The sequence below is a fragment of the Oceanobacillus sp. FSL W7-1281 genome, from assembly GCF_037969835.1.
GTDB lineage: Bacteria > Bacillota > Bacilli > Bacillales > Amphibacillaceae > Oceanobacillus > Oceanobacillus oncorhynchi.
Genome location: NZ_CP150214.1, coordinates 3,995,617 through 4,013,258 on the forward strand (window position 1 = coordinate 3,995,617; position 17,642 = coordinate 4,013,258).

The following is a 17,642-nucleotide window of genomic DNA, read 5'->3' on the forward strand; positions in this document are numbered from 1 at the left end:
TGCGTTTTATTTCTTAAAGCCTTGAGAACAAGTTAGTAAGAATGATAATTCTTTTAGATGCAAAAATAATTATTATCTTCTTTTTTGCCTTCTGCTTATGCTGCTTCCTTATGTGTTATGATTATTCTATTAGGAGTGGTGTATATGGCAATTCAAAAAACATCATTAGTAGAAATAGCAATGGATAGGATTAAAACATATATTCTTGAAAATAAATTAAAAGAAAATGACAAACTGCCTACGGAAAAAGAACTTATTGCCAAGCTGCAGGTAAGCAGAACGGTAGTAAGAGAGGCGTTAAGATCATTAGAATCTATTGGTATCTTAAAAATCAAACCCGGCGGTGGAGTTTTTGTCGGAGACTCTGATTTCCGTTCGATTAAATCCATTCTCAAACACCATTATGAAGCTCATGGCGTAAAGATTAGAGAGCTGGTTGAAATCAGAAAAATTTTGGAACTGGGGGCTTTAAGGCTGATTATCGAAAAAAATTTAAATGTAGATTTCGATTATCTGGAAAGCTTGAATCAAGAGTACTACCAAGCAATCACCCATGATTTGGATACCAAAAAATATGATCAGCTGTTCCATCAGCATATTATCCGAGAAGCAGATAATGAAACGTTTTATAATTTCACTGAGGTGATTCAAGAGTATTTCTCGCTTGTAAAAATTGATTTAATGCAAAGCAAAAAAGACTTGTTAGCATCTTACAAGGAGCATAGCGAAATACTGGTGGGGCTCAAGGACAAAAATTTAGAATACAGTCATAAAATCATGTCTGTACATTTTGAACCTATCTTTGACTATATTTATGAAATGGAAGGGTTAAAAGAAAATGGAACCAATTAATGCATCGGAAAGAAAATCTTTAAAACAAACGATCATTCAAGAAATAAAACAATACATTATCGATAATAATTTAAAAGCAGGCGACAGGCTCCCTGCTGAAAGAAAATTCATGGAAATATTCGGGGTGAGCCGTTCTGTGATCAGAGAAGCATTAAGTTATCTGGAAAATACAGGTGTAACCAGAGTCCGGCAAGGACAAGGTGCTATTTTAAATGAATCGAATATTGACAAATTACTCGATAGCTTCTTTTTTCTATGGCAGGTGAACGGCGGCGACTTAAAAGACATTCAAAGCCTGCGTGTCATATTTGAATCCAGCGCAATGGAAGAGATTATTAAAATTGAAAATAACAATAACCTTCTCAAACTGAAAGAGTCAGTTATAAATAATAGAGAAGCTGTGACAAAAGAAGCGTTTATAGAAGCGGATATGAACTTCCATAAACAGCTGTTAGAAGCCACGAATAATGTTTTGTTTATACAGATGACCAATATGATAACCAGCTACTTTTTTGAATCTGCATCACGCATCGATATAACACATCAAGAATTTCAACAAATAAATGATGAACACGAAAAAATGGTAGATATGCTAATTAACAAGGATGTGGAAGGAGCCAAAAGTCTATTAACAGCTCACATAAATAATACGAAGAAAGTATAGGTGGTGGAAGGTGAATTATGTATCGATAGATATTGGAGGAACGTTCATAAAATATGGCGTGATGGATACGAATCATGTCTTTCAATTCCAAAGCAAAGTGGAGACAAAAGTAAATATAGACGATGCAATCTATCACCAAGTAGAAGCCATTATTACGGAACAAATGCACGCATACACGATTTCAGGAGTCGGCATCAGCACAGCTGGAATTGTTGATAGAAATAAAGGAGAAATCGTTTATGCCGGCCCAACGATTCCCAACTACGCAAGAACCGCTTTTAAAAAAAGACTGACAGAAAGATTGAATGTACCTGTATATGTTGAAAATGATGTGAACGCCGCTATGCTGGGTGAAGTTTGGAAAGGCGCTGCCAAAGGGGCAGACAACGTATATTGCTTAACACTCGGTACTGGCATCGGAGGCGCTCATTACGATAATCATCGATTGATTGATGGAGCTAATTTAAAAGCCGACTCCATTGGCTACCTTTTATATGATCCCGAGACAAAATTGAATTACGAGCAAAGAGCCTCCACTTCAGCGCTGAATAATGTGTTAAAAAGCGAACTTGGAAATGTATTTCATGTTGAAAAAGCGTTTGAACTGGCGCGCTCCGGTGACAAGGAATGCTACGATGTGATTTACAAGTGGACCGCGGAAGTAGCAAAAGGTTTAGCCCAAATCATTTTAATGAAAGACCCTGCGATTATACTAATTGGCGGAGGAATCTCCAGACAAGGGGACTATCTGCTGAATCTCATTAAAAAACAGCTAACTATTTTCCTGCCAGCTCATTTTTTAAATACCGAATTGAAAATAGCGCAACTCTATAACGATGCTGCTTTATACGGAGCAGTATTCCCATTCTTTAAGGAGGATTGATAACATGCTAGAAAAAGTGGAAAAGTCTTTAATCGTTTCCTGTCAGGCATTACCTGATGAACCGCTGCACAGTTCTTTTATTATGTCTAAAATGGCGTTAGCAGCAAAAGAAGGCGGGGCTGCCGGCATCCGCGCCAACACAAAGGAAGATATTTTGGAAATAAAAAAAGAAGTGGGCCTGCCAATTGTAGGTATTGTTAAGAGAGATTACCCTGACAGCCCTGTCTTTATTACGGCCACATATAAAGAAATAGATGAACTTTTAGAAAGCGGCTGTGAAATGATCGCTCTCGATGCAACTGCCAGGAAACGGCCAAATAAGATAGAACTTAGCGAATTAGTAGATTATATTTGCAGTCAGAATAATAATGTTGAAATCATGGCGGATATCGCTACATTAGAGGACGCAAAAATCGCTGAGCGTTTAGGATTTGATTGTATTTCCACCACCCTTCACGGGTATACAGAAGAAACAGCCGGAGAAAAACTCTATCATCATGATTTTCAATTTTTAAAGGACGTATTGGAGGCAGTTCAAATTCCTGTTATTGCGGAAGGGAATGTCATCACTCCAGAAATGTTTAAGCGCTGTCTGGATTTAGGTGCTTATGCGAGTGTTGTCGGCGGAGCAATCACAAGACCGAAAGAGATTACGAAGCGATTTTTGGAAGATTAATTATTTCTGCTTAATGAAAACAGCTGTGGAGCCCCTCCACAGCTGTTTTCATTCTCTTCTATTATTAAATTATTCTTCAAGAGATGTATCAGCGGATAGCTTACTCACATCCAACCCCGTCTCTATCCCGATCTAGATGAGGCCCATATCCAGGATCACCTTCACGTACTGGTGCTGCACCAGCTTCTCTTGCTTCCGTACAGTTCTGGTACTGCACATTGGAACTGGACGATGGTTCACTCGAACCCGAACTAGAATCAGATTCTGAGCTGGAGCTAGAGCTAGAGCCAGATCCGGATTCAGAGCTTGAAGAACTGTCGCTGGAGCTTGCAGTAGCCGAACTGGATTCTGCACTTGCCAGCTGTGACTCCAGGTTGCTAATATCGCCCTTTAAGGATTCATTTTCTTCAGATAATGCATCAACTTCATCATTTAGAGAATCAATTTGCTCGTTTTCCTCTTCCAAGGATGCTACCAGCTCTTCATACTCCTCTATGTCGCCAGATGCTTCCTCTGCCTCTGCAGTTAAATCAGCTATTGCATCCTCATGCTTGCTTTCCAGCTCTGCAATCTCAGATGTATGCTGCTCTTCCAGCTCCGTAAGTGCTTGTTCATGATCAGCATGGATGCTTTCTAATTCACTGTTGAGTTCTGTATTTTCTTCTGTTAACTCTGTTACCTTCACTGCATTTTCATCTGATTGTTCTAAGCCCATTCCAAAAGCACTCAAAACAAATCCACTTATTACAGTACTGTAGAACACTCGTTTATTTAACACTTTTTCCCGCTTGAAAATTTTCTTCTGAACAAGATGGACAATGATGTAAATAAATGCAAAAAATAATACTAAACCTCCTAGAGACTGTAACGCATAAACCACTATTCTTTTCTCCCCTTTTAATAAATTACTGCAGCTCAAAATAACTGAAGTTGCAGCTTTGTCTATTTTTTGCATCTATATCCTATTTACCTGCTTGAATGATTGCTTGTCTTATTATGTAATAATGTATAAAGTTCGTTATTTATGTTTTTGTTTATACCGTTTATAAAGTATTTGATGTCTGCAACAGGATATAAAGATACAATACTATAATCATAGTTAATTATACCTTAAATAACAAGGAAAAATGAAGTATTATTTGCTAGTTTTGATAAAAATTGAATAACTATCTTTATAATTTTTGAAATTTTAATTTTTACAGCTTTATATTATTTTTAATGAATGATTTTCATATCTAAAAAGGTGAGACACATACCGCTCTGCCTCACCTTTCATCCCTTATTATCCTCCCGCCATCAGCGGAAAATCTGCGTTAATCGCTCTCTAGTATTAAACAAAAATAAGCCATAATAAAAATGTGAAAACAAAGGAGACAATCCCCTGTAATAAAGTTGCCATCGTTTGTGCTTTATAAGCTTGTGTAACAGTCATGCCACTGAACTCTTTCACAACCCAGAAATAGCTGTCATTTACATGGGAAACCATCATCGCTCCAGAACCAATCGCCATCACAACTAACGCTAGCGGTATGGCACCATCAATGCCCAGTTCAAGAAGGAGTGGTGCTACTAAAGTAGACGTAATAACTAAAGCTGCGGTTGATGATCCTTGTGCAGATTTTAAAGCTGCAGCAATGAAGAATGGAATAAACAGGAACAGTGCTCCTGTAAAAAATGCATTGTCTCCGAATCTTTGAATATAATCAGCAACGGGCGTCGTGCTTATTACTGTTCCGAAAGCCCCGCCAGCCCCGGTAATTAATAGAATAGGGGCAGCTTCTTTCAAGCCGATCCCAATCCATTCTGAGAGTGTTTCTTCATCATATTTTGGTAAAAGTAAAAAAGCAAATAGTACACCGATTAGCAAAGCTGCTACTGGAGAACCAAGGAACTCAAAAATTTCAAAGAAAGTTCCAGTCCAGCCAGCAAATGCAATAACAGAACTAAATCCAATTAAAAGGATTGGAACAACAATCGGTGTAAAGGATTTAACCGCGGAAGGCATTTCCCCAAATTCCTTTATAATTGCATCATAATCATAGGCTGATTCCTTATTGTCTTCTCCCTCGACTTTCATTTTTGCACCGACTTTAACAGCCCATATATAACCTGTAATAACTGCTGGAATAGAAACGAGCAAGCCAACTAAAATGATAGTCCCCAAATACATTTCAGCACCGATATTACCTGCCGCTGCAATCGGTCCTGGAGTTGGTGGAACTAATGTATGCGTCGCAAATAAACCTGTTGCTAAAGCCACTGCCATTGATGCAACTGCTACCTTAGCTTTTTTTGCTAAAGCTTTTTTCAATGAAGATAAAATGACGTAGCCCGAATCACAAAATACAGGGATACTTACAATAGCACCAATTAAACTCATTGCCATTTGAGGACGTTTTTCCCCCACTATTCGTAAGACAACCTCTGCCATACGAAGCGCAGCTCCTGATTTTTCTAAAATAACACCAATAATCGTACCAAATACAATAACCAGCCCGATACTGCCCATTAAACCTCCAAATCCACCATTTACTGCTTCTACGACTTCAGCTAACGGCAGTCCAGCAATAATCCCAATACCAAAAGCAGCAATTAATAGAGAAAGAAACGGGTGCAGTTTTAACTTAACTGTAGAAAAAACAATAAAAATAACACCAGCAATAATTAATAAAATGAGAGCAAACCCCTCCATAATAATTCCCTCCTTCATTTTTATAGATTTAATTCATACTATGTTTTGTCCTGTAGTTTCATACTGCGCTTTCCTTATTACCTTTCTGCGAACATGGCAATGATATTGCTGATTACAAAGAAATTCAGAATAAGGAAACATAGGAAAAGAGATTAAATCATTTATTAAGGCAAATAAATTTATTATGAAGTGCATTGGTATTTCACTATTTCTACCAGCGACATATGATTATAATTTAAATTAATTGAAAACGAAGGGAATAATTCTGTGAAGGGGGAAAGAATTGCTTTGATAACAAGAGGTATTCATTGCAGCTATAAAAGTGATAAGAACTTATTTTATGCAAACGGTTCATTATATCATGTGACAGTATATACTCAGAAATCGCAGGCAAGTGCATAGCTGCCTCGATTGCTATACAACTGCCTGTGATTTTCCTAAAAAACCCTATCTAACATCCATTCTATGAATAGATAAGAAAATAGTTATTCCATATCTCCTTCCCCACCATATCCAACAATCAACTCAATCGCTGTCGGCACCTGCTTCATATCCCAAACAGGCACAATCCATGGAGGAGTATTAACCTTCTCATCAAAATCCTTTCTTACAGAAACCTCCGGATTTTGAAGCCAAATCGAATGCATCCCAACTCTATTAGCTCCAATGATATCCGTATCCCATGTATTACCTACCATAATAGCTTCATGAGGCTTGATTTCCAGTGCATCCAATACGTTATGATATACGATGCCATCCGGTTTTTCCGGAATAGCAGGATCCAGCTCTGATTTCGTCGCATAGACATATTCAAATCTATCTAAAATATTTAATCTTTTTAATAGATTTCGAACAACGTCGCTGTCACTGGTTGCTGTATTGCTGAGAATCGCATGCTTTAAACCCATATTATTTATGGATTCCAGCACTTCCAATACATGTTCCCTTAATTTTATTTCCGGATATTCTGTAAGCGGCTTTTCATCCATTCTCCCGTTTGGCGGGGTTGTTAATGTTTCTCCCAAATCCCATATGATGTGAGATACCATCCAATTCATCCTTTCCTTTTTATTTAAGCTTCATCCTTCTATTAATTCATGTACAGTATATCGTGAAAATATCATCTTTCCTAATCATTAGAAGAGGATGCTTTCAAATAAAATTCTCCAAACTCCCCTTCGAAATCACCCTCCCTGCACCAAAACATGCTATGATTAGCTAAACAATCAACATCGAAGGCTTTTATGAGAAAACCAATGGAGGTGCAACAATGAGCTTAGACTATACCAATTCCATTCCGCTTCATGTCCAATTAAAGCAAAAAATAGAGCAAAATATTTATAATGACCGTTATACATATAAAATCCCCAGCGAACGAGAATTAATGGGCGAATATTACGTCAGCAGAAGTACTGTCAGACAAAGCATCCAGCAGCTTGTTTTGGAAGGCATCTTAATGAAAAAGCCGGGAAAAGGAACCTTCGTTGCGGTAAGCACCATTAATGACTGGCTTGGAAGTCTCAGCAGTACCTCTGAAAATATGGAGAAGATGGGAATGACTCCAGGAGCAAAACTGATTACATCCCAAGAAATTGAATTATTCGGAAGGTTAAAAGAAGTTACCGGACTGGAAAAAGCCCATCATTTTAAAAGAATAAGATTCGCCAATGATATTCCTATGGGGATCGAAAGGCACTATTACCCCGTTTCGTTAGGAAAGAAATTAGCACAATTCAACCTGGATCAGGAAGCATTCTATGAGCTGCTGGAAAGGGAGTTAAAAGTCAAAACCTTTCAAGCAGAGCAGGAAATCAGAGCGGGCATTTCCATGGCAAGTGATTCGGAGTTATTGCACATTCCGGAGGGATCAAGCATCATGATTGCGGAAAGAAAAATTACTGATAAAAACGGCGGTTTTGTCGAATTTGAGAGAGCTTTTTATCGGGCAGATATGTATTCCTTCAAAATAAAATTGTCGAGAAATAGCAAATAAAGAAATTATCCTCTCCTTTGCGTTAACTGGTACGGACATTCTAACCATCTTGAGAAGACGATGTTATATCGTATAAAATATGGGGTATACCTATGTATATTAGCAAAATTGGCATTCACCAATCTGTTGGCTGAATGCCTTCGTTGCCTTTATACAGATAGCAGGGTTTTATACGTTTTAGTCTGTCAAAAACAGACAATTTTTTCAAAATAACACTGTCTATCATTCAGAAAAAATTCATACCATTCCATTACTGAAGGAGTTTAACTTTATGAAAGAAGTGAAAAAGAGAGAGACACTGACCAAAACACTCAAGCCTCATTGGGTCTGGGCGATCGCGTTAGGATCAGCCATTGGCTGGGGAGCCTTCGTGCAGCCAATCAATTGGATGTCCACCGCCGGGCCGCTTGGGGTAATTATCGGCTTCTTTATCGGTGCATTGCTTATGATTCTGATTGCTGTCAGCTATGGGTTCCTGATTAAAAGCTTTCCCGTTTCCGGGGGAGAATTCGCTTATGCCTATGTCAGTCTCGGCAGGACACATGCTTTTATTTCCGGATGGTTTTTAACCTTAGGGTATATCTGCATCGTGGCGCTGAATGCATCTGCATTTGCTTTGATGATTAAATTTATCTTTCCAAGATTGATTGAAAATATCCCGCTTTATCAAATTGCCGGCTGGGATGTTTATTTAACCGAGATTTTTGTAGCAGCTATTTTACTCGCTTTATTCGGATTTTTTAATATTAGAGGAACAACTCTGTCAGGAAGCATGCAATTTGTTTTTTGTATCGTTATGATTGCAGCCATTTTTATTCTGCTGCTTCTCGTCGGTATCCAGCCAAGTGCAGGATTTTCTAATATCACACCAATGTTCCCGCCAGAGACAACAGCAATCGCTGCGATTATTTCCATTGTTGCCATTGCACCGTGGGCTTATGTCGGCTTTGACAATGTTCCGCAAGCTGCAGAGGAATTTGATTTCCCATCCCATAAAGCATTTCGTTTAATCGTCTTTGCTATTTTAGCTGCAGCTGCATTATACAGTTTAATGATTATAGCAACCTCCATGGTTCGCCCTTGGGAAGGCGTTGTTGAGGAAAATCATATCTGGGGAACCGGATATATTGTTGAAGAGCTGCTCGGACCTTTAGGGTTAGCCATCCTTGCAGTCGCATTGGCGATGGGAATTTTTACTGGATTGAACGGCTTTATCATCTCATCCAGCCGCCTATTGTTCGCTATGTCCCGGGCAAAGATTATTCCGGAAGGCTTCTCCAAGCTTCATCCAAAATATAACACGCCCTACTGGGGCATCATTTTCGCAGTAATTGTTGCGATGCTGTCACCATGGTTCGGAAGAGAAGCATTGATGTGGGTAGTAGACATGTCCTCCATCGGTGTAACCATTGCTTATTTTTATACATGCTATGCAGCTTCTACCTTATTTAAAATGAAAAAGGATCACACCTTTAACGAGAAAAAACATATTGAAGCACCCCGGAAGAAAATTATTGCCATCCTAGGGATGATTGCCAGCATTATCTTCCTTGGACTGCTGCTGATTCCAGGCTCGCCGGCATTCTTAGGGGTAGAGTCCAGAATTGCTTTAGTTGCGTGGATTATTTTGGGGATTATCTTTTACTTGATTAAGCGTAAAGATTTCAAGAAGATTCCGGAGAAAGAATTGAACTATTATATTCTTGGGAAGGAAGAAATTGAGATTGAGAAGGATGAGTAAATAGATAGGAACGGAAAAAAGATTTTCAAATCATGAAGGTTTGAAAATCCTTTTTCCGTTCTTGTGTGATTAATTAAATTATTTACTTCTATATTATACTAAGAATGGATCAACACCGATGTTATCGATTTGTATCGGTGACAGATGCGTACTCCGGCATATACCTAGAGACAAATCATGAAATACAGCATCTTCAGCAGAATAAAATACCTTGTTTTTTATATCAGCTTTTCCCAGTTCTATTGCTTGATCTAACTTTCCTACAAAGCTTCAGATGGAGCGGAAATCTGGTAATTCTTTGCCATACGGGTAGCACTCTCTGCTTCAATATATCCCCATACGTCATCAAGCGTTGGATGAGAGGTTGCTTTTAAGATACTCTTAATATCATTCGGGCTGAGATTCGGATTAGCTTCCAGCATAAGAGCAATAATCCCTGCACAAATTGGTGTTGCCATGGAGGTACCTGACAATTGAATATAACTTTCATCGATAACCATCTCTGGTAATTCCGATTCAATTGCCGAACCTGAAGCCAGCAAAGAAATAATGTTGGTGCCAGGGGCATAAACATCCGGTTTAACGAGCGTATCAATCGTAGGGCCTCTGCTAGAATACTCTGCAATTACGTCATCCGCACGCTCTAATGTGTTCTGATCATCTGTCGAACCTACTGTAATAATAAATGGATCGATTGCTGGTGTACTGATAGTTGCTGGACTAGGTCCGCTATTTCCAGCAGCAGCAACTACAACTATTCCTTCATGCCACGCAGCTTGAGCAGCTAGCGATAAAGGATCGTCCCGGAATGATTCATACGCCGGAGCCCCAAGCGAAAGCGAGATAATCTGGATATTATGCGCTTCTTTATGGTCGATACACCATTCCAATCCTTCAATTATGGTGGATAACCTTCCGCTTCCTTGTTCATCTAAAACCTTTATTCCAATGATAGAAGCTTCTGGTGCAGGGCCTGTATACTTTCCATTGGAGGCACTTCCATTTCCTGCAGCATCACCGGCGCAATGTGTCCCATGTCCATTATCATCATACGGATCACTTTCCCCATTTATAAAATCTTGAAAAGCTATAATTCGATTCGCAGGGCTAGTCAAGTCTTCATGCGGGTAAATACCTGTATCGATTATTGCCATCGTAACGCCTTTTCCAGTTAATCCAAGCTGTTCTCTTACTTTGGCAGCGCCTGTTTGCTCACTGGCAATATCCAAAAAGGAGGTTACAATCCGATCGTAAAAAATCCGATCTACTGCTTCATGGTCTTTAATTTGTTTGATTCTATCCGGTGTTAGATGTCCTTTTATAGCATTTATACTGTGGAGTTCTCTTCCTAGTTTATTATGGGAGTCAACGTTGCATACTTTTAAGAGGTCGTCTTTTTTTCCTTGCTCACAATTCTTTCTCAAATAAACGATAATGGGGATTTCATTGTTGTTGGTTTCTTGATTAGTTACTTTCCGAGAATTTCGTAATTGTTCCACTAAGCCAGGGTCAAGTTTACGTCCGGCATCTTCGAACCATACTTTTTTCCGATTGCTCATCTTACTCCTCCTCGTAAAATATTTATTTTGCATACATAGATTACCACTGAAAAATATAGAAAACAATCGGACAGGTTTACTATTTTTAGAAGATTTTAAATAAATATACAGTAGTTTTGGTGGAAACTACCATTTAAATTTGTTAAAACAAAACGGATTTATTGTCTAACATCGACTGTATATCATCTTTTTCTAAAATAACAGGATAACAAATACCAGTCCCCGATATTGAGAACTGGTATCCTTTTATGAAGTAGCCTTTTTCGTCTTTGTACCTGTTTTGGCAGTAGTCGTTTTCTTCTTGGCAGTCGTTTTCTTTTTCGGCTTCGTTGTTTTAGGATTATCACTTTTAGCACGATCCAACGATTCCTGCAATGCATCCATTAAATTAACCACATTATCCGGCTTTTCTTTGGTGTCTTTACCAATTTCAACTTCTTCATTGTTTTTCTTGGCTTCGATTAATTCCATGAGTGCTGTTCGATAATTATCTTTATATTTTTTTGGTTCAAACTCAGTGGTCAATTGTTCTATAAGAAGCTTGGCAGTATCCAGCTCTTTTTTACCAACTGATTCTTGACTAGGAACATTGGGTACATCTCCAACTTCCCGAACCTCATCCGGGTAATGTATTGTTTCAACTACTATCGCAGTTTTATACACTCTGATTACAGCAAGCTGTTCTTTAGAGCGTATCATCATTTTTGCAATTCCAATCTTACCAGTATCTGTTAGCGCTTCTCTCAGCAATGCATATGCTTTTGAGCCGCCCTCACTAGGTGATAGGTAATAGCTCTTCTCAAAATAAACAGGATCAATTTCTTCCAATTGAACAAAATCAACAATCTCTACAGCTTTGTCTTCTTGCTCTTTCTTTAGTGCTTCTAATTCTTCGTCATCCAATACAACAAATTTATTTTTTGCGTATTCATACGCTTTTACAATATCCTCACTTTTTACATCTTCATCGCAATTTGGACAAGTCTTTTCATATTTAATAGGCGTCTTACATTTCTTATGCAACTGCCGCAGTTTTATATCCTTATTTTCAGTAGCGGCATGCATTTTGACAGGGATATTGACCAGACCAAAACTGATTGTTCCTTTCCACATCGTATGCATTCCGTTCACTCCTTTTTGATTTATTTTGCTGATTTGTATGTTTTTTATACAAAGATATGAGGCATCCTATTTAAAAAGAGGTGATTATATATGGACTGGATGAAACCAATAGAAAGAACAGATATACCAGAGGGGGATGAATGGTTGTATGAGGTTAAATATGATGGGTTTCGCTGTGAACTAAGCTGGACTGATAAAAATATTATTTTAACTAGTAAGAATAACCTGAATATCTCTAATAAGTTTCCTGAAATTATTAACTGGTGCAATGATAATTACGATTACTTTAATAGCAAATTACCACTAAAAATAGATGGCGAACTTGTCATATTAAATCATCGCTACCAAGCTAATTTTGCAAAAATCCAAGCACGTGGCAGGACGAAAAGCATTGACCGTATAAAAAAACAGGCAAGTAATAGACCTGCAGCATTGATGGCATTTGACATCAAGGAAATAAGAGGCAAGAATCTTACCAACAATAATTTATCTTTACGGAAAGAAATTCTTCATCAATTATTAGAGCCGGTTTCCGATAATGAAGTTTTAAAATGTGTAGAAATATTTTCTTCTGTTAAAGAAATCCAGAAAGTCATTTCAGCATCAAAGTGCGAAGGTATTGTTGCAAAACGAAAAGACAGCACTTATCAAAAAGGTAAATACCATCATGATTGGTTTAAGATTAAAAGTTGGAGAGTGATTCAAGGCATTTTAACAGAGTATAACCCAAGTAATGGTTATTTTGCTGTAAACGTATTAGATAACGATAATTTAATACGTATCGGTACATGTAAACATGGCTTATCTAAAGAATCGTCTGAAACAGTACAAAAACTTTTTAAAGAGCAAGGGAAATTAGTCGAGGGTAGTTATCATCTACCTCCTGCAATAGCCAGCATGATCAATACACTGGATTTATATAAGGGAGAGTTGAGAGAACCTAATTTTAAGAGTATTAACCCCAACACTTCATATACTGAATGCACATTGGATAAATTACAGTTAGACATGGCTCAAATTCCAATCGAGACTTCTAACACGGATAAATACTTATGGCCAGATGTTTTTAAAAAGAAAGACCTCTTAGTTTATATCAGAGAAATATCACCTTGGATGCTTCCATTTTTAAAACAACGCGCTTTAACAATTATTCGCTGTCCCGATGGGATAAAAGAAAAATCGTTCTTTCAAAAAAGTATACCGAATTATGCACCGGACTTTTTATCATTTGATGCTACTGATGATTTAATTGTATGCAATCAATTAGAAAGTTTAGTTTGGTTAGCAAATCATGGTTCCCTCGAATATCATGTTCCTTTTCAACGAATTGGACAAGTGACACCCTTGGAAATTGTATTTGATCTTGACCCGCCTGACAGAGAGAACTTTGTTTTAGCAGTAAAAGCAGCCAAGCTATTAAAGCAGATATTAGATGATTTAAATCTTGTATCTTTCGTGAAAACATCTGGAAACAAAGGGCTACAAATATATATTCCTATTCGAGAGGGGAGCATGACATACGACGAGACAAGTTTTTTTACTGAGGCTGTAGCAAAAACATTAGAAAGAGCATTTCCAAACGATTTTACGACAGAGCGATTAAAGAAAAAAAGAAAAGGACGTTTGTACATCGACTATATTCAACACGGTCAAGATAAAACATTGATTGCTCCTTATTCGCCAAGGATGACAAAAGAGGGTACAGTTTCTATGCCTTTATATTGGAATGAAGTCTATAAAGGATTAGAACCAACAGCCTTTACAATTGGAAATGCAGTAGAACGTCTACAAGAGATCGGATGTCCCTTCGCTGGATATTTCGAAACGGGTAGCAAACAAAAGTTAGATAAAGTGTTGAAAATGGTTAAAAATTAAAAGCCTATTTCTGATTCCATTCTAACGCTATTTACATTATCTGTTATAAGTAACAATCACCATTGCAGCGTTACGGACATAAAATGGTCCATGGGATATTTGGCAACTCCTTTGATAGATAGTAACATAAAATTAGATGCCCGATTTGCATAACGGGCGTCTTTTTTGTTTTCTTATCATATTTATACATTTGAATCCTTAGTAGAAGAATGAAGAGCATTACTAGGAGAAATAAAATAGCCTGACACTGTCAAAGAACTGGTGACAGGCTATTGCCTAAATTTATATTTTCCCCAAAAATCCCTTTTGCATTATTACTGGATAGTTACATCTCATTTTTATAGTATTTTATTTCATTTCTTTTTTGAGAAAGAATAAATTTTCATATCTCTTAATACTCAGAGCATAAGGCTCCACATCGTTTGTTTTCTTTTTACCTTTCTTTCTAATACTTAAAACTCGCTCCACGTTGCTGCTGTAAATATTTCACAAAAAAATTCCGACGCAATGATTCAACTTCATCAGTCATGATCATAATAGAACGCAAGCTTCTTATCCAACAGATACGGCCGCAAATAAGCAACCATACTGCATAAAGGTAATACATCCTCGCTTAATTGGATGCCAAGCGTCTCTTTTATATATGCTTTTCTTTTCATCATCCGCTCCCAAAGTGCCGGATAATGATCTCTAATCTCCTTCTTTAACGCGTCGTCCGCGATGGCTACCGTACTTTCCGCTGAAACACCGTCGTATCCAGCAACACGCGGGATAATATCTGTTTGAAAAATCATTCCGCTTTTGATAACTTCCTCTGAATGCTCATAGATTGGCGAAGCTAACCACTCTTCATCCGCCGTCAGATGCCCTGGACATAGTCCCCAGTGATATTCTTCCTGCGGCAAGACTTGATTCATCAGCTTATACATCTCCCCGCCAGGCATTCCAACTTGGATATTCTCCAGCCAAGCTGTAATTGCAGTATAGTACGGAGCTGCCAGTTCCTCTATATAATGCTTTTTACTCTCCGGTAAATCCTCGCTGTTCTTGACAGCATATCCTGCTCTGCTCGAGAGCCCGCCTTTATATCCTACGGTTAAAGAGATGGCATCCCCTAACGTCACCTTTTTAGAAGTTGGATACAAATTACCGTTTTCAAACCGTTTACCAGTTGAAGCAATCGTTACGACATTATTTTTTTGACCATAAGCATGGAGTTCATTACCTAATTCCATTTCAGAAATGCCAACCTCCAGCTTGTCTATCGCACGCAAGACACAATCTGCTGCCAGGGACGCCCCAAATTCATAATGAGCCATTTCATTCGCATTATTCACCCTGCGCACGCCGCGATCCCCGCCAATGAAGATATCTGTGTGGTTGGTGATAGAACCTTCCTCCCCGACCATTTCCCGAACCGTATCTACAATAAAAGAAGGAGCATCAAATAAAGTCCGGTTATCCTCTACCTGGCTGGTAAAATGCTTCCATCCAGCCATGCCAATTTTCATTGCATCCTTGATTCCGGCTTCCTGAAGAATACTTAAAATCGTACTGTGAGGCTCCATCGGCTGATTAGGCAAGGAAAAATGCGGACAATGAATTCCTTTTGCTGGAATTCTCGAATATTGCACTTTATTATAGTTTTCATTTCCCAAGACCAGAAAAGCATCTCCATTAGCATGCAGAACGAATAAAGCCTCTTCAAATCTGGGAATAAAACCAACTAAATATTCAAAGTTCCCGCCATGTTCCACATCCGCGTAAACCAGCAGCGCATCCAATCCATCGTGACGCATCTCTTCTAATACCTTTTCTCTTCGTTGCTCCATCGTTGTATCATCCAGCAATATTGGAGTCCCTGTGCAATCTGGAGCGGGAGCATCCATTTCTATTAATTGTGCATTTTTAGAATTATATTGTTTTTCCATTTAACTTGCCTCCAATGTATGCATGTTTTTATTTGATTGGGTTTATTAATCAGAGGAACATGCATTTATTCTAATCCTGTGCATTACCTTGTTTCTGAGCAATGTGTACTATCATTCTTGCGCTTTCTAAATGTCATCAATAGGAAACATGGGACGCATAATGCGCTTGAATGGAAGTTTTGCTGTGTCCTGCAGCGTCGCCCCTTGCGTTAATGACATGATATTTAATTTCCCCTCTTTTTTTAATTCTGGGAAAATATATCCCTGTTTAACAATGATAATATCATAGTCTCTATAATCGAGACCAGCCGCATGAAACTGCTCAATTTCAACAAACGGATGGTTATTTCCTGAAACAACGATATCTATCGGTTTATCCTTGACGCTGATGGTTATACAATCACCAAAGTTCCCCTCTCTCACATAAGCATAGCCGGCTAAATATCCCTTCGCTTTAATAACAACATCTAAATTTACATTTGCGGATAATTCGTCTATATCCATTCCCAAAGAAATGCTTGTTTCCTCTCCCGCTTCATAGCTTTTCAGCTTATCTAAGGTTTCTGCGTCATGAATACTTGCAAATAAAAACCGTTTGTTATGACCTTCATCAAGATGTAATACCTGACGTAAAATAAAGGTATTGCTCCCTACCGATCCCGATGTTACATTATCTCCTGAATCCGTAATGAACACTGGCTTTCCTTCGCACGCTAATGCCATTTTCATTGCTTCCTCCGGCTGTGCAGTTAAGCCAGTATAATGGAATTCATAACGTTTATTCCATACATATTCCGCCAACTGATCCGCAATTTGATCTGCATATTCCTGATCAGCCTCTGTTGAAGGAATAACAACAATTCCACACCCTGCAACATCACAGTCATGACGAATATACCCAACATGCCAGGAACAGCTTAATATTCTTGGATCTGCTTCTAATTCCTCCATATATTGATTAATCGATTTTACTGGTTCATCTGCGGAGACGCTTTGTTCTCCGCCTAAAATCATTGGTAATTTACGATATACTGGGGTGATATTTTGACGTTGCTCCAACAAATCAACGAGCTTTTCACAAATAAATTCAATTGTTTCTTTAATATCTGTATGTGGAGATTCGCGATAACTGCGAATCAGTGTGGTACTTTCTACATACGCTTTAGACAGATTACCATGCGGATCACTTACTACCGCAATTGGCAAATAAGGGCCTGTCAGCTTGCGAATCATCTTCATAATATGATGATCCCCAGACCCGCCTTCCAAATCTTCTACTTCACTAGCCCCGTGTAAGTGAAGAAAAATCCCATCAATTTCATGAAGATGCTTTTTAATATCTTCCAAGATTCTCTTTTCAATATAATCAAATGCCGTTTTTTCTAAAACGCCGCCAGCTGATGCATCGGCATAAATGGAAGGAATTATCTCCACACCTTTTTTAGCAAACACATCTTTACATTTCATTTCCCGAATGCAATCCTCTCCAAATAAGAGATCAAAATCCTCTAAATTACTTTTATACGGAATATTGGCATTCGATTCAAGAATAAATCGTGCAATCAAAACTTTCATCGATTTCACCTCATCAACTTTTTTTAAGAAATATATCCGTTCCTTCCAGCCTTTCAAGGCCCGGATATATTCAGTAAAT

14 protein-coding genes are annotated in these 17,642 nt (G+C 38.2%); 7 read left to right on the forward strand and 7 right to left on the reverse strand.

The window, feature by feature from the left end:
- Positions 1-144: 144 nt before the first annotated feature.
- Genes MKX55_RS19605 through MKX55_RS19620 form a run of 4 tightly spaced genes read left to right on the forward strand, consistent with a single transcriptional unit; the run spans position 145 to position 3,075 of the window.
- Positions 145-852, forward strand: coding sequence for a GntR family transcriptional regulator (locus tag MKX55_RS19605; RefSeq protein ID WP_212928957.1), 708 nt, complete (start codon positions 145-147; stop codon positions 850-852).
- Positions 839-1,516, forward strand: a complete 678-nt coding sequence (locus tag MKX55_RS19610; RefSeq protein WP_212928958.1) for a FadR/GntR family transcriptional regulator — start codon at positions 839-841, stop codon at positions 1,514-1,516. Before MKX55_RS19605 ends, MKX55_RS19610 begins: the two co-directional genes overlap by 14 nt.
- 10 nt (positions 1,517-1,526) lie before the next feature.
- A complete protein-coding gene (locus tag MKX55_RS19615) occupies positions 1,527-2,399 on the forward strand; it encodes an ROK family protein (protein ID WP_212928959.1) in 873 nt (290 codons plus the stop codon).
- Positions 2,400-2,403: 4 nt separating this feature from the next.
- Positions 2,404-3,075, forward strand: coding sequence for an N-acetylmannosamine-6-phosphate 2-epimerase (locus MKX55_RS19620; protein WP_212928960.1), 672 nt, complete (start codon positions 2,404-2,406; stop codon positions 3,073-3,075).
- Between the two features lie 100 nt (positions 3,076-3,175).
- Here the strand turns inward: MKX55_RS19620 and MKX55_RS19625 are convergent, their stop codons facing one another.
- The 3 genes from MKX55_RS19625 to MKX55_RS19635 form a co-directional block, all read right to left on the reverse strand.
- A complete protein-coding gene (locus MKX55_RS19625) occupies positions 3,176-3,955 on the reverse strand; it encodes an excalibur calcium-binding domain-containing protein (protein WP_212928961.1) in 780 nt (259 codons plus the stop codon).
- 450 nt (positions 3,956-4,405) lie between these two features.
- Positions 4,406-5,767 (reverse strand): GntP family permease, encoded by a 1,362-nt coding sequence (locus MKX55_RS19630; RefSeq protein ID WP_339179974.1) that lies wholly within the window; start codon positions 5,765-5,767, stop codon positions 4,406-4,408.
- Positions 5,768-6,252: 485 nt separating this feature from the next.
- Positions 6,253-6,816, reverse strand: coding sequence for an HAD hydrolase-like protein (locus MKX55_RS19635; protein WP_339179975.1), 564 nt, complete (start codon positions 6,814-6,816; stop codon positions 6,253-6,255).
- A 221-nt stretch (positions 6,817-7,037) separates the two neighbouring features.
- Here MKX55_RS19635 and MKX55_RS19640 point away from each other — a divergent pair, with 221 nt between their 5' ends.
- Positions 7,038-7,760 (forward strand): GntR family transcriptional regulator, encoded by a 723-nt coding sequence (locus MKX55_RS19640; RefSeq protein WP_339179977.1) that lies wholly within the window; start codon positions 7,038-7,040, stop codon positions 7,758-7,760.
- A gap of 280 nt (positions 7,761-8,040) precedes the next feature.
- Positions 8,041-9,501 (forward strand): APC family permease, encoded by a 1,461-nt coding sequence (locus tag MKX55_RS19645; protein WP_212928990.1) that lies wholly within the window; start codon positions 8,041-8,043, stop codon positions 9,499-9,501.
- Between the two features lie 260 nt (positions 9,502-9,761).
- Here the strand turns inward: MKX55_RS19645 and MKX55_RS19650 are convergent, their stop codons facing one another.
- Positions 9,762-11,060: a S8 family peptidase gene (locus MKX55_RS19650; protein ID WP_339179978.1), complete on the reverse strand. Its 1,299-nt coding sequence runs from the start codon at positions 11,058-11,060 to the stop codon at positions 9,762-9,764.
- Between the two features lie 246 nt (positions 11,061-11,306).
- The gene (locus MKX55_RS19655) at positions 11,307-12,182 is read right to left on the reverse strand and encodes a Ku protein (protein WP_339179979.1); all 876 of its coding nucleotides are present in this window, start codon (positions 12,180-12,182) and stop codon (positions 11,307-11,309) included.
- A gap of 90 nt (positions 12,183-12,272) precedes the next feature.
- On the opposite strand from MKX55_RS19655, the gene MKX55_RS19660 reads away from it, so the two are divergent.
- A complete protein-coding gene (locus MKX55_RS19660) occupies positions 12,273-14,057 on the forward strand; it encodes a DNA ligase D (RefSeq protein WP_339179980.1) in 1,785 nt (594 codons plus the stop codon).
- 521 nt (positions 14,058-14,578) lie between these two features.
- On the opposite strand, the gene MKX55_RS19665 is transcribed toward MKX55_RS19660, so the two are convergent.
- Positions 14,579-15,988, reverse strand: a complete 1,410-nt coding sequence (locus MKX55_RS19665) for an aminopeptidase P family protein (protein WP_339179982.1) — start codon at positions 15,986-15,988, stop codon at positions 14,579-14,581.
- Between the two features lie 126 nt (positions 15,989-16,114).
- Positions 16,115-17,563: a M81 family metallopeptidase gene (locus MKX55_RS19670; protein ID WP_339234339.1), complete on the reverse strand. Its 1,449-nt coding sequence runs from the start codon at positions 17,561-17,563 to the stop codon at positions 16,115-16,117.
- Positions 17,564-17,642: the final 79 nt, after the last annotated feature.

Bases quoted from the DNA above. Each gene is read 5' to 3' on its own strand.
- MKX55_RS19605 (WP_212928957.1), top strand. From the start codon at position 145: ATGGCAATTCAAAAAACATCATTAGTAGAAATAGCAATGGATAGGATT.
- MKX55_RS19610 (WP_212928958.1), top strand. From the start codon at position 839: ATGGAACCAATTAATGCATCGGAAAGAAAATCTTTAAAACAAACGATC.
- MKX55_RS19620 (WP_212928960.1), top strand. From the start codon at position 2,404: ATGCTAGAAAAAGTGGAAAAGTCTTTAATCGTTTCCTGTCAGGCATTA.
- MKX55_RS19630 (WP_339179974.1), bottom strand. From the start codon at position 5,767: ATGGAGGGGTTTGCTCTCATTTTATTAATTATTGCTGGTGTTATTTTT.
- MKX55_RS19635 (WP_339179975.1), bottom strand. From the start codon at position 6,816: ATGGTATCTCACATCATATGGGATTTGGGAGAAACATTAACAACCCCG.
- MKX55_RS19640 (WP_339179977.1), top strand. From the start codon at position 7,038: ATGAGCTTAGACTATACCAATTCCATTCCGCTTCATGTCCAATTAAAG.
- MKX55_RS19650 (WP_339179978.1), bottom strand. From the start codon at position 11,060: ATGAGCAATCGGAAAAAAGTATGGTTCGAAGATGCCGGACGTAAACTT.
- MKX55_RS19655 (WP_339179979.1), bottom strand. From the start codon at position 12,182: ATGCATACGATGTGGAAAGGAACAATCAGTTTTGGTCTGGTCAATATC.
- MKX55_RS19660 (WP_339179980.1), top strand. From the start codon at position 12,273: ATGGACTGGATGAAACCAATAGAAAGAACAGATATACCAGAGGGGGAT.
- MKX55_RS19665 (WP_339179982.1), bottom strand. From the start codon at position 15,988: ATGGAAAAACAATATAATTCTAAAAATGCACAATTAATAGAAATGGAT.
- MKX55_RS19670 (WP_339234339.1), bottom strand. From the start codon at position 17,563: ATGAAAGTTTTGATTGCACGATTTATTCTTGAATCGAATGCCAATATT.